Origin of the sequence: Streptomyces coeruleoprunus (assembly GCF_039542925.1) — a bacterium.
Taxonomy (GTDB): Bacteria; Actinomycetota; Actinomycetes; order Streptomycetales; family Streptomycetaceae; genus Streptomyces; species Streptomyces coeruleoprunus.
Genome location: NZ_BAABIT010000001.1, coordinates 4,834,690 through 4,846,867 on the forward strand (window position 1 = coordinate 4,834,690; position 12,178 = coordinate 4,846,867).

11 protein-coding genes are annotated in these 12,178 nt (G+C 71.9%); 4 read left to right on the plus strand and 7 right to left on the minus strand.

The annotated features are described in order from the left end of the window. Positions 1 to 148 precede the first annotated feature (148 nt). Positions 149 to 565, minus strand: coding sequence for a hypothetical protein (locus ABEB09_RS21655; protein WP_380841893.1), 417 nt, complete (start codon positions 563 to 565; stop codon positions 149 to 151). Positions 566 to 909: 344 nt separating this feature from the next. On the opposite strand from ABEB09_RS21655, the gene ABEB09_RS21660 reads away from it, so the two are divergent. From ABEB09_RS21660 to ABEB09_RS21670, 3 genes are all read left to right on the plus strand, one after another. Beyond that, positions 910 to 1,431, plus strand: a complete 522-nt coding sequence (locus tag ABEB09_RS21660) for a universal stress protein (protein ID WP_345691568.1) — start codon at positions 910 to 912, stop codon at positions 1,429 to 1,431. A gap of 161 nt (positions 1,432 to 1,592) precedes the next feature. Then, positions 1,593 to 2,159 carry a GPR1/FUN34/YaaH family transporter gene (locus tag ABEB09_RS21665; RefSeq protein ID WP_345691569.1) on the plus strand — a complete coding sequence of 189 codons (567 nt, stop codon included), beginning with the start codon at positions 1,593 to 1,595 and terminating at the stop codon, positions 2,157 to 2,159. Positions 2,160 to 2,353: 194 nt separating this feature from the next. After that, a complete protein-coding gene (locus ABEB09_RS21670) occupies positions 2,354 to 3,553 on the plus strand; it encodes an alpha/beta hydrolase family protein (protein WP_345691570.1) in 1,200 nt (399 codons plus the stop codon). 75 nt (positions 3,554 to 3,628) lie between these two features. Here the strand turns inward: ABEB09_RS21670 and glmS are convergent, their stop codons facing one another. Then, positions 3,629 to 5,446, minus strand: a complete 1,818-nt coding sequence (gene glmS / locus ABEB09_RS21675) for a glutamine--fructose-6-phosphate transaminase (isomerizing) (protein WP_345691571.1) — start codon at positions 5,444 to 5,446, stop codon at positions 3,629 to 3,631. Between the two features lie 74 nt (positions 5,447 to 5,520). Further along, positions 5,521 to 5,796, minus strand: a complete 276-nt coding sequence (locus ABEB09_RS21680) for a hypothetical protein (protein ID WP_345691572.1) — start codon at positions 5,794 to 5,796, stop codon at positions 5,521 to 5,523. Between the two features lie 129 nt (positions 5,797 to 5,925). On the opposite strand from ABEB09_RS21680, the gene ABEB09_RS21685 reads away from it, so the two are divergent. Then, the gene (locus tag ABEB09_RS21685; protein WP_380841896.1) at positions 5,926 to 7,575 is read left to right on the plus strand and encodes a beta-N-acetylhexosaminidase; all 1,650 of its coding nucleotides are present in this window, start codon (positions 5,926 to 5,928) and stop codon (positions 7,573 to 7,575) included. Here ABEB09_RS21685 and ABEB09_RS21690 read toward each other — a convergent pair. The 4 genes from ABEB09_RS21690 to ABEB09_RS21705 all read right to left on the minus strand — a co-directional run bounded on the left by ABEB09_RS21690 (position 7,565) and on the right by ABEB09_RS21705 (position 12,174). Beyond that, a complete protein-coding gene (locus tag ABEB09_RS21690; RefSeq protein ID WP_345691574.1) occupies positions 7,565 to 8,839 on the minus strand; it encodes a lysine N(6)-hydroxylase/L-ornithine N(5)-oxygenase family protein in 1,275 nt (424 codons plus the stop codon). The genes ABEB09_RS21685 and ABEB09_RS21690 overlap by 11 nt on opposite strands. A 112-nt stretch (positions 8,840 to 8,951) precedes the next feature. Further along, complete coding sequence (locus ABEB09_RS21695) at positions 8,952 to 9,851, minus strand: siderophore-interacting protein (protein ID WP_345691575.1); 900 nt, start codon at positions 9,849 to 9,851, stop codon at positions 8,952 to 8,954. A gap of 5 nt (positions 9,852 to 9,856) precedes the next feature. Further along, on the minus strand, positions 9,857 to 10,897 hold the full coding sequence (locus ABEB09_RS21700; RefSeq protein ID WP_345691576.1) for an ABC transporter substrate-binding protein: 1,041 nt from the start codon (positions 10,895 to 10,897) through the stop codon (positions 9,857 to 9,859). 116 nt (positions 10,898 to 11,013) lie between these two features. Then, the gene (locus ABEB09_RS21705; protein WP_345691577.1) at positions 11,014 to 12,174 is read right to left on the minus strand and encodes an acyl-CoA dehydrogenase family protein; all 1,161 of its coding nucleotides are present in this window, start codon (positions 12,172 to 12,174) and stop codon (positions 11,014 to 11,016) included. Positions 12,175 to 12,178: the final 4 nt, after the last annotated feature.

The following is a 12,178-nucleotide window of genomic DNA, read 5'->3' on the forward strand; positions in this document are numbered from 1 at the left end:
GACGCTCATGGCCCATCCGCGTAGGGTGCGCGAGCCCCCTGAGGTCCTTTCCTCCCTGGTGGCAAGGGGCTTCGCAGGCCATTCCGGCAGGGATCGGCGGGTTCACCGAAGTTGGCTGAAAACATACGGGTGCGGGTGTGCGAAGACGTCAATCCACGGGCGCACACCCCGCTCCGTGGCGGCCTCCGCGGTGTGGCGGCCTGTTCCCCGTCCCCGTGCGCGAGTGCCGGCCCCGGTGCGGCGCGGCCCGCGCCGGCCGGGCGGTCGGCGCGGGGAGCAGCCGGGCCGGGACGCGCTCGGAGCGGCGCAGCAGCACCCGGCAGGCCGCGGTCACGGCGGCCAGGCCGAGCGCGGTGGCGGCGGCACCGGCGAAGGACGTGCCGTAGCCGAGCAGGACGAAGGGGACCAGGGCGCAGCTGAACGCGGCCCACCGCACGACGTCCGTCGCCGCGTCGGCGCCCGGGCCCGGGGCCACCGGCACGGCCCGCGCGCGGCGGCCGGGCGGCCCGGCGCGCCCGGGGCCGGGGCTCGGACGGCTCGGTGCGGCGGCCTGGCGTACGGACACGGAAGGCTCCCTGGTGGCGAGTCGGGGCGGGCCGCGTTGCGGGCCGCGTTGCCAACGAGGAGTGGAGTGCTCCGGTCACTGCGGGAAGCCGTCCCGTGACGCTGTGGTCGCTGTCCGGTACGCGCCAAAGGACACCTGTAGGGGGCATCCGGCATTGCCATCGGGGGACGGGCTCGTGCATGCTCCCTGGAACGCCGTGTGCGCCAAGGCGGCTCTGGGCACGTGAGGAGTGGCGCCGTACCCTTGGGGGTATGGGGTTGGGAAGATGATTCCCGGACACAGCTCCGGTGCCCGATGCCGTTTCCCGTCCCCTCCCCACAAGGACCTTCTTCGCCGAGACACCGATGGCCGGTCACGAATTCCCTGAACCCGCGGACCGCAGGCAGGTCGCCGATTCGGCGGTGGACCCCCTGGCGGCGGACGACGCACGCCACTCCTGCGATCCGGCGTTCCGGCACGGTGTGGTCGTCGGCTTCGACGGCTCGACCTCCAGCGAGCGGGCCCTCGCCTACGCGATCGGCATGGCGCGCCGCTCCGGTTCCGGCCTGATCATCGTGCACGTGGCGAACCGGCTGCCCACCACCGTGTGGGCCGGGTGCGAGCCGCCCGTCTTCGTCGACGTGCCGGACCACCGCACCGAGGTGCTGGGCCTGGAGCTGGCCTGCGCGGACCACCTCTCCGAGGTCCCCTGGATCCTCGTCGAGCGCGGCGGTGACATCTGCCACGAACTGGAGGAGGTCGGCCGCGAGTACGCGGCGGACGCCATCGTGGTCGGCTCGACGCACGGCATCGTGGGGCGCATTTTCGGCTCCGTCGCCGGCCGTCTCGCACGGCGGGCGCAGCGGCCCGTCGTCGTCATCCCGTAACCGGCCCTTCTTCCGCAGCGGTCCGTCGTCCCTGGTGGGCCCGGCCAACCGGCGTAGTTCACAAATGAATTAAGGCGCCGTCAGAAGGTGGATTGTGCGTTTGTGAAGGGTATATCGCCATGGCTGGGAAGCAGCACAACTGCACATGAAGGGAGCCCGCCGTGGACAACGACGTCTCTGCGGGGAGCAGCACCTCCACTCTCGGCCACCTCGCACTCGGGCTGACGCTGCTGGCGTTCGGCATCGGCACCACCGGTGTGATCGACCACGTCGGGGCGGCGGACGCCTCGGCACTCGCGACCTGGGTCGGCGGAGTCGTCCTCTTCGTCGCCGGACTGTTGGCCTTCCGTGACGGCGACGCGCGCGGCGGCACCGCGTTCGCGGGCCTCGGCGCCTTCTGGTTCACCTGGGGCACCGGCGCGGGCCCCGAGACCTCCGCGGAGGCGGGCGGCCTGTTCCTGCTCCTGTGGGCGCTGCTGGCGCTCTCCCTGACCGCGTCCGCCTCGGGTACGGGGCTGCTCGGACAGGGCGTGTACGGGCTGCTGTCCCTGTCCCTCCTGCTGCAGGGCATCGGCTCCTTCGCCGACGCCGCGTCGCTCGGCAAGGCGGGCGGCTGGGTGGCCGCCGTGGCGGGCCTCGCGGCCTGGTACGGGGCGACGGCGTCGCTGGCCGGATGGCCGAGCCTGACGGGGCGCGCGGCGCGCCGGAGCGCGGCGGCCGCGGGCTGAGCCACGAGGCCGGTGCAAGGGCGGCACCGGCCGGGCGAAAAGGCGGCCCCCCGTGTGCTGGTGGCACACACGGGGGGCCGCCTGGCGTGCGCGTCAACCACCCTGCGGCGCACCGGACATCAGCCTCACGGCGGACCCTTCGAAGACCGGGGGCCGACGCCGACGGCCGCGGGGGCCGCCTAACGTCCCGTGCCATGAAGACGTTACGTATGCTGCGCCCGGCGGCCGCCGCGGCCCTCGTCATCGCCCTCGCCGCCCCGGCCGCACACGCGCAGACCTTCACCGACCGGACTCCACCGGCGGCAGCGGCCGCCCCGCGGAGCACGGCCGGGATGGTTCTGCCCGCTCCCACGGGGCCGGCGGCGGTCGGCCGTTCCACGCTGCACCTCGTCGACCGGAGCCGCGCGGACCTGTGGATGCCGGACCGGGCGCGCGAGTTGGTGGTGGACCTGTACTACCCGGCCCGTTCGGCGGGCGGTTCCCCCGCCCCGTACGCGGACCCGCGCGAGGCGCGGCTGCTGCTGGAGGCCGCCGGGGTGCGGGACGAGGCGACCGTCGCCGAGTTGAGCGCCACCCGCACGCACGGCGTCGCCGGGGCCCGGCCGGAGCGCGGCCGCCACCCGCTGGTCCTGCTGTCACCCGGCTTCGGGATGCCCCGGTACACACTGACCACGCTCGCCGAGGACCTGGCAAGCCGGGGTTACGTCGTCGCCGCCGTGGACCACGCCTATGAGACGTCCGGCACGGTCTTCCCCGGCGGCCGCGTGCTGACCTGCGTGGCGTGCGACAAGGCGAAGACGCTGGAGGACATGCGGAAGGCCACCGTCCAGCGCGCCGGGGACCTGTCGTTCGTCGTCGACCGGCTGACCGGGCCGCGTCCCGCGTGGCCGTACGCCGCCTCGCTCATCGACCGGAAGCGGATCGGCGCGGCCGGCCACTCGCTGGGCGGCGCCGCGTCGGCCTCCGTCATGGCGCGCGACGGGCGCGTCCGGGCGGGCATCAACATGGACGGCACGTTCGGGGACCCCGTACCGCAAGGCGGCCTCGGGGGACGGCCGTTCATGATGCTCGGCACCCACGACGGCTCGCACCTGCCCGGCGGCCTGGACAAGACCTGGGACGACGCCTGGCGGGACCTCGACGGCTGGAAGCGCTGGCTCAGCGTGGCGGGCACCGACCACCTCACGTTCTCGGACGCGCCCCTGCTCTTCGACCAGCTGAACCTGCCGCACCCCGGCACGCCCCCGACGATCCGGCCGGAGCGCGCGGTCGCCCTGGTCCGCGCCTACACCGGGGCCTTCTTCGACCTGCACCTGCGCGAGCGGCCGCAGCCGCTGCTCGACGGGCCGACGGCGCAGAACCCGGAGGTGCACTTCAACGCGCCCGCGCGGTAGGCCGGGACACACGACGGGGCCCGGGGGCCGGCCGTGCGGCCGGCCCCCGGGCCCGGTGCGTGCGCTGCTACGCGGTCACTCGACCGTGACGGACTTGGCGAGGTTGCGCGGCTTGTCGATGTCGCGGCCCATGGCGAGGGCCGTGTGGTAGGCGAAGAGCTGGAGCGGGATGCCCATGAGGATCGGGTCCAGCTCGTCCTCGTTCTTCGGCACGACGATGGTGTGGTCGGCCTTCTCCTGCTCCTGGTGGGCGACCGCGAGGATCCGGCCGCTGCGGGCCTTGATCTCCTCCAGCGCCGCGCGGTTCTTCTCCAGCAGGTCGTCGTCCGGGACGATCGCGACCGTCGGCAGGGCCGGCTCGATGAGGGCGAGCGGGCCGTGCTTCAGCTCGGAGGCCGGGTAGGCCTCGGCGTGGATGTAGGAGATCTCCTTGAGCTTCAGGGAGGCCTCCAGGGCCACCGGGTAGCCGCGCACACGGCCGATGAACATCATCGACTGGGCGCCGGCGTACTCGGCCGCCAGCTCCTTGATCTCGTCCTCCAGCTTGAGGATCTCGCTGATCTGCTCGGGCAGCTTGCGCAGGCCCTCGATGATCCGCTTGCCGTCGGTGACGGACAGGTCGCGGATGCGGCCGAGGTGCAGGGCCAGCAGCGCGAAGGCGACGACCGTGTTGGTGAAGCACTTGGTGGAGACCACGCAGACCTCCGGGCCGGCGTGCACGTACACGCCGCCGTCGGCCTCGCGGGCGATCGCCGAGCCGACGACGTTGACCACGCCGAGGACGCGGGCGCCCTTGCGCTTCAGCTCCTGGACGGCGGCCAGCACGTCGTACGTCTCACCGGACTGCGAGACGGCGATGTACAGGGTGTCCGGGTCGACGACCGGGTTGCGGTAGCGGAACTCGGAGGCCGGCTCGGCGTCGGCGGGGATGCGCGCCATGCCCTCGATGAGGCTCGCGCCGATCATGCCGGCGTGGTACGAGGTGCCACAGCCGAGGATCTTGATGCGGCGGATGGTGCGGGCCTCGCGGGCGTCCAGGTTCAGGCCGCCCAGGTGCACGGTGGAGAACCGGTCGTCGATGCGGCCGCGCAGCACGCGGTCCACGGCGTCCGGCTGCTCGGAGATCTCCTTGTGCATGTACGTGTCGTGGCCGCCCATGTCGTAGGAGGCGGCCTCCCACTCCACGGTCTCCGGCGTCGCGGTGGTGGTCGCGCCGGAGGTGGTGTACGTACGGAAGTCGTCGGCCTTCAGGGTGGCCATCTCGCCGTCGTCGAGGGTGACGACCTGGCGGGTGTGGGCGATCAGGGCGGCGACGTCGGAGGCGACGAGCATCTCCTTCTCGCCGATGCCGAGGATGACGGGGGAGCCGTTGCGGGCGACCACGATGCGGTCGTTGAAGTCCGCGTGCATCACGGCGATGCCGTAGGTGCCCTCGATGACCTTGAGCGCCTCGCGGACCTTCTCCTCCAGGGTGGTGGCCTGGGAGCGGGCGATCAGGTGGGTGATGACCTCGGTGTCGGTCTCGGAGGCGAAGACGACGCCGTCCGCCTCCAGCTTCGCGCGCAGCTCGGCGGCGTTGTCGACGATGCCGTTGTGGACGACGGCGACCTTGTTCTCGGGGTCGAGGTGCGGGTGCGAGTTGATGTCGCTCGGGGCGCCGTGCGTGGCCCAGCGGGTGTGGGCGATGCCGGTGGTACCGGTGAAGCGCTTGGGGATGCGGGCCTCCAGGTCACGGACCCGGCCCTTGGCCTTGACCATCTTCAGGCCCGAGGACTTCGGGCTGGAGACGACGATGCCCGCGGAGTCGTAGCCGCGGTACTCCAGCCGCTGCAGGCCCTCCAGCAGCAGCGGGGCGACATCACGCTTACCGATGTAACCGACAATTCCGCACATAGAGTTGTTACCCCTCCTGGTTTCGGGTGTGTGCTCGGGCGTCTTCCGGGCGGGCCGGATCAGCCGTGGACGATTCAGCCGTAGACGATGCGGCGCAGCTGCCGGAGCGACAGCTCCGGTGGCGCCACGGCGCGGTGCGGCAGCTCCGCCGCGATGCGCTCGAAGATCTCCGAGTTCACCGCGCCGCCCGCCTGCAGTTCTCGGTGGCGGCGGCGGACGAACTCCTCGGTCGTCTCGTCGAAGTACGCCAGCACGTCGAGCACCACCCGGGTGGCCTCACCGCGCTGGAGCGCGGTGCTGCGCACCAGGTGGTCGATGAGGTCGTCATGCGACGGGCGGCGATCGAGCACCCGTAGATATTGAGGGGTCGCCGCCGTTCTTTGCAAGAAAGCTGCCCGATATCGGGCAGGAACCTTCAAGATCGGGTGCGGAAACGGGGTTGGTCTATACCTTGACGGGTCGTGTGAGGCTCGGTACGCATGGTGAGCGCACCTGTCCGCACCACAGGCCCGTCGAAGGGACCGCTTGTGAGACAGCGCAGCACCCTCCCCCTCCTCCTCGGCTCGTTGCTCCTCGTCGCGACCGCCGTGGTCACCGGCGCCCCGGCCGCGGGCGCCGCCCCGCCCCCGCCCGCCACCACGCCGCTCGGCGCCGTCGTCCCCGCCCCCTCCTCCGTCCGCCCGGGCGGCGAGCCCTACACGCTCACCCCCGCCACCCGCATCCGCGTCGACGGCACCCCGGCCGCCGCCCGCGCCGCCGGCCACCTGGCGGCCCTCCTGCGGCCCTCCACGGGCTACGCCCTGCCCGTGACCCCCGACGACGGCCCCGGCGGCATCCGGCTCCGTCTGCGGCCCCGGGAGGCCGCCCTGGGCGACGAGGGCTACCGGCTGGAGTCCGGCCGCCGGGGCGTCACCCTCACCGCCCGCACCGCCGCGGGCCTCTTCCACGCCGTCCAGACGCTCCGCCAGCAGCTCCCCGCCTCCGTCGAGGCCCGCACCCGGCAGACCGGCCCCTGGACCGTCGCCGGCGGCACGATCACCGACGTCCCGCGCTACGCGTACCGGGGCGCCATGCTCGACGTCTCCCGGCACTTCTTCACCGTCGACCAGGTCAAGCGGTACGTGGACCAGCTCGCCCTGTACAAGGTGAACACCCTCCACCTGCACCTCTCCGACGACCAGGGCTGGCGCATCGCGGTCGACTCATGGCCCCGCCTCGCCACGTACGGCGGCTCCACCCAGGTCGGCGGCGGCCCCGGCGGCCACTACACCAAGGCCCAGTACCGCGACCTCGTCGCGTACGCAGCGGCCCGGCACATCGAGGTCGTGCCGGAGATCGACATGCCCGGCCACACCAACGCCGCCCTCGCCTCGTACGCCGCGCTGAACTGCGACGGCGTCGCCTCGCCCCTCTACACCGGCACCGAGGTCGGCTTCAGCTCACTGTGCGTGCGCAAGGACCTCACGTACGCCTTCATCGACGACGTGATCCGCGAGCTGGCCGCCCTCACCCCCGGCCGCTACCTCCACATCGGCGGCGACGAGGCCCACTCCACCAGCCACGAGGACTACGTCGCCTTCATGGACCGCGCCCAGGCCGTCGTCGCGAAGTACGGCAAGACCGTCGTCGGCTGGCACCAGCTGACCGGCGCCCGCCCCGCCCCCGGCGCGCTCGCCCAGTACTGGGGGCTCGGCCGTACGAGCCCCGCCGAGAAGGAGCAGGTGGCCGCGGCCGCCCGGGGCGACACGCGGATCGTCCTCTCGCCCGCCGACCGGCTCTACCTCGACATGAAGTACACCAAGGACACCCCTCTCGGCCTGGCCTGGGCCGGGTACGTGGAGGTCCGCCGCTCCTACGACTGGGACCCCGGCGGCTACCTGCCCGGCGCGCCCCCCTCGGCGATCGCCGGCGTCGAGGCGCCCCTGTGGACGGAGACCGTCTCCACGAGCGCCCACATCGACCACATGGCCTTCCCGCGCCTCCTCAGCGCCGCCGAGCTGGGCTGGGCCCCGGCCGCCGCGCACGACTGGGAGGCGTACAAGGTGCGCCTGGCGGCGCAGGGGCCGCGCCTCGACGCGCTCGGCATCGCCTTCTACCGCTCGCCGCAGGTGCCCTGGCTCACACGGTGAACTCCTGGAAGGCGATGGACTTCTCGACCGGGTAGTACTCGGTCCCCAGCAGCTCACGGATGATGCAGGAGTTGCGGTACGCGCCCATGCCCAGGTCGGGCGAGGTGATCGAGTGGGCGTGCACTCCCGCGTTCTGGAGGAAGACGCCGCGGCCGGTGACGTCGACGGAGTAGTTCCGGGCGATGGCGAAGCGGCCGCGGCCGTCCCACCGCAGCCGGTCGCGGACCGGCTCCAGGAACGCGGGCACGCGGTACTTGTAGCCCGTGGCCAGGATCAGGCCCTCGGTGCGCAGCTCGTAGTCCTTGCCCTGCTCGTCCTGGCGCAGGCCGAGCGTGTACGTGCCGGTGGCCTCGTCGTACGACGCGGTGTTCAGCGACGAGTTGGTGAGCAGCCGCGTGGGGACGGGGCCGCCGCTCTCCACGTGCTGCTGGTACAGCAGGTCGAAGATGGCGTCGACGAGGTCGCCGTTGATGCCCTTGAACAGCCCCTTCTGCTCGGACTCCAGGCGGTAGCGGGTCTCCTCGGGCAGGGCGTGGAAGTAGTCGATGTACTCCGGGGACGTCATCTCCAGCGTGAGCTTGGTGTACTCCAGCGGGAAGAAGCGCGGCGAGCGGGTCACCCAGTTCAGCTGGTAGCCGTGGACGCCGATCTCGGAGAGCAGGTCGTAGTAGATCTCCGCCGCGGACTGGCCGCTGCCCACGACGGTGAGGGACTTCTTGGCCTTCAGCGCGTCCCGGCTCGGCAGGTAGCGGGAGGTGTGGACGAGGTCCCCGCCGAGGTCCTTGCACGCGTCGGGCAGGTACGGCGGGGTGCCGGTGCCCAGGACGAGGTGGCGGGCGCGCAGGGTGTCCCCGGCGTCGGTGTGCACCACGTACACCTCGGCCCCGGCGTCGTACTCGACCTTCGTGACCGTGGTGTCGAAGCGGACGCTGCTCAGCTGGGCGGCGGCCCAGCGGCAGTAGTCGTTGTACTCGGCCCGCAGCGGATAGAAGTTCTCGCGGATGTAGAACGAGTACAGCCGGCCCTTCTCCTTCAGGTAGTTGAGGAAGGAGTACGGCGAGGTCGGGTCGGCGAGCGTGACGAGGTCCGACATGAACGGCGTCTGGAGGTGGGCCCCTTCCAGGAGCATCCCCGAGTGCCACTCGAAGTCCGGTTTGGCGTCCAGGAAGACCCCGTCGAGCTCGGCGATCGGCTCGGTCAGACAGGCGAGGCCCAGGTTGAACGGACCCAGTCCGATACCGACGACGTCATGAGGTAAGGACAAGGTTCTCTCCCAGGTACTTTTCGGTGTGAACGAAGTTCTCGGGGTCGAGCGGGTCGTCTGGTCCTCGCGCGGTGCACCCGGCCGGTCCGGCCCCGGCCGACCCGCGGTGTCGTCATAGTGCCACCTGGCCGCCGTCGTTGTCCGGGTCCGCCTCGGTCCCGGCCTCGGGGGCCTCGCGGAGGGCGTCCTCGCTCAGGCCCTTGCGCCAGTAGCCGACGAACGTGACACGGCGGCGGTCGAACCCGCGCTCGTTCACGAAGTGCCGGCGCAGCGCCTTCACCGCGCCGGACTCACCGGCGATCCAGACGTACGGGGCCGCACCGGTCACCTCGGCCGCGCGGACGGCCTCCACGGCCGGCGGCGCCCCCTCGTCCCGGACCAGCCACGTGACGGTGGCGTCCGCGGCGGTGCGCGGCTCCAGCCGGTCGCCCGCGTGCGGGACCTCCAGCCACACCTGCGCGCGCGTCCCGGCGGGCAGCCACTCCAGGATGGCCGAGGCGGCGGGCAGCGCCGTCTCGTCACCCCAGATCAGCACCTCGTCGGCGTCCTCGGGCAGCTGGAAACGCACGCCCGTGTTCGTCTCGACGGCCGGGCCCAGCACGACCACCCGGTCGCCCTCGGACGCCCCTTGGGCCCACCGGCAGGCGGGGCCGCCGTCCTCGTGGACGGCGAAGTCGATGTCGACCTCGGTACCGCCGTCGCCCGTCAGGCGCTGCTCCCGCACGGTGTACGAGCGCATGACGGCCCGTACGTCGTCGGGCATGGCCCGCCAGGCGCCCAGCGCCGCGTACAGGTCGCCGTCGTCGAGCGGCGGCATGACCGGCTCCGGCTGGCCCGGATGCGGCAGGAACAGCGACAGGGACTGGTCGCGTCCGCCGGACGCGAAGCCCTTGAGGTCCTCGTCCCCGGCACCGGTGAAGGTGACGCGGACCAGCGACGGGCCGAGCCGCCGCGTCCGTGCGACCTGGAGGGGGAAGAAACGGAACGGAGCGGTCCCGGCCGGCGTCGTCATCGGGGTCAGGCCACCTTCTTGGCGCTCTCCAGCGCCTTGGCGAGGTCCTCCAGGAGCGGGGCGCACTTCTCGTACGAGTAGATCGGCTCGGTGACGCGCGGGATGACCTGGCCGGCCTTGACGGCGGGCAGCTGGGCCCAAGTGGGCTTGGAGGCCAGGTCCTTGGGCTGGAGGGCCGACGTGCGGTTGTCCATCATGATGATGTCCGCCGCGTACTTGTCGACGTTCTCCCAGCTCAGGCTCTCGAACCAGCCGCCCTGGTCGAGCTTCCCCGGCACGACGAGGTTCACGCCCAGCTCCTTGAAGTAGAGCGTGTCGGTGGGGCGTGCCGGGGTGGAGACGTAGAACAGGTCGGCGGCGGCCGAGCCGATGAGGACCTTGATCTCCGGCTTCGCCTTGGCCGCGGCGCGCAGCCGGGCGGCGGCCTTCTCGAAGCGGGTCTTGCTGTCGGCGATCTCCTTGGTCCGCACGTCGGCGCCGAGGCTCGCGGCCAGTTCGACGTGACGCTCGATCACCTTGGGCATGGAGTGGTCCGCGGCCCACAGGGCGACGCTCGGGGCCGGCTTGAGGATCTTGTCCTTGGACTCGTCCGGCACGTACCAGAGGGCGTCCTTCTCCCACATGTCCGTGATGAGCAGGTCCGGCTCCAGCTTGACGTACTCCTCGATGCTGAACTCGCCCCAGACATTGCCGATGATCTTGACCTTGTTGATGTCGAGGTCGCCGGCCTGCACGTCGGGCTTGCCGTCGGCGGTCTTCGTGGGGCCGAAGACGCCCTTCACCTCGACGCCGAAGTCGTGCAGCGCGGCGGCCATGCCGGTGAAGGCGACGATGTTCTTCGGGGTGGACGGGGCGTCGGCCGTCGTGCCGCGGTCGTCGGTGAACTTCCACGGGCCGGAGGCGGCGCCCTTGTCGCCGGAGCCGTTCGTGTCCTTGTCCCTGCCGCGGGTGCCGCAGGCGGCGAGCGCGGCTCCGAGCCCGAGTGCGCCGCCGGCGGTGAGGAGGCCGCGACGGGTGAGACGGGTGGCTCGGGCGTTGCTGGGCATGGCGGGATCGCTTTCATACGGCCGAATTCCGGCCACTGGGCACGTTCGAAGGTAGGTTAGCCTAACCTCAGATCATGTCCAGTGGCCGGGGCGCCCGCCCACGACGCCGTACGACGTCAGGCCGACAGGCCCAGTTCGCGGGCGATCAGCATGCGCTGCACCTCGCTCGTGCCCTCGCCGATCTCCAGGATCTTCGAGTCCCGCCACATGCGCGCGACCGGGAACTCGTTCATGAAGCCGTAGCCGCCGTGGATCTGCGTCGCCTCACGGGCGTTGTCCACCGCCACCGTCGACGAGTACAGCTTCGCCAGCGCCGCCTCCTTCTTGAACGGCTCGCCCAGCACCAGCCGGGACGCGGCGTCCCGCCAGCCGACCCGGGCCATGTGCGCCCGCATCTCCATGTCGGCCAGCTTGAACTGGATGGCCTGGTTGTCGCCGATGGGCCGGCCGAAGGCGTGACGTTCCTTCGCGTACTTCACCGACTCGTCCACACACCCCTGCGCCAGCCCCGTGGCCAGCGCCGCGATGGCGATCCGGCCCTCGTCCAGGATCCGCAGGAACTGCGCGTACCCGCGCCCCTCCTCGCCCAGCAGGTTCGACACCGGCACGCGGACGTCCGAGAACGACAGCTCCCGCGTGTCCGACGCGTTCCAGCCGACCTTCGAGTACGGCGCCGCCACGGTGAAGCCGGGCGTGCCCGACGGGACGATGATCGAGGAGATCAGCGGCTTGCCCTCGGGCGTACGGCCCGTCACGGCCGTGACCGTCACGAGACCCGTGATGTCCGTACCGGAGTTGGTGATGAAGCACTTCGTGCCGTTGATCACCCACTCGTCGCCGTCCCGCACGGCCGTCGTGCGCGTCCCGCCCGCGTCCGAGCCCGCGCCCGGCTCGGTCAGCCCGAACGCGCCCAGCATCTCGCCGGAGCACAGCCGCGGCAGCCACTCCCGCTTCTGCGCCTCGGTGCCGAACCGGTAGACGGGCATGGCGCCCAGCGAGACCCCCGCCTCCAGGGTGATCGCGACCGACGAGTCGACGCGGGCCAGCTCCTCCAGGGCGATGCCCAGGGCCAGGTAGTCGCCGCCCATCCCGCCGTACTCCTCCGGGAAGGGCAGGCCGAACAGACCCATCTGCCCCATCTCCCGCACGATCTCGTACGGGAACTCGTGGCGCTCGTAGAAGTCGCCGATCTTCGGTGCGACGACCTCGTGGGCGAACTCCTCGACGGTACGGCGCAGTTCCTCGTGCTCCGGTGAGAGCCGGTGGTCCAGGGACATGGAT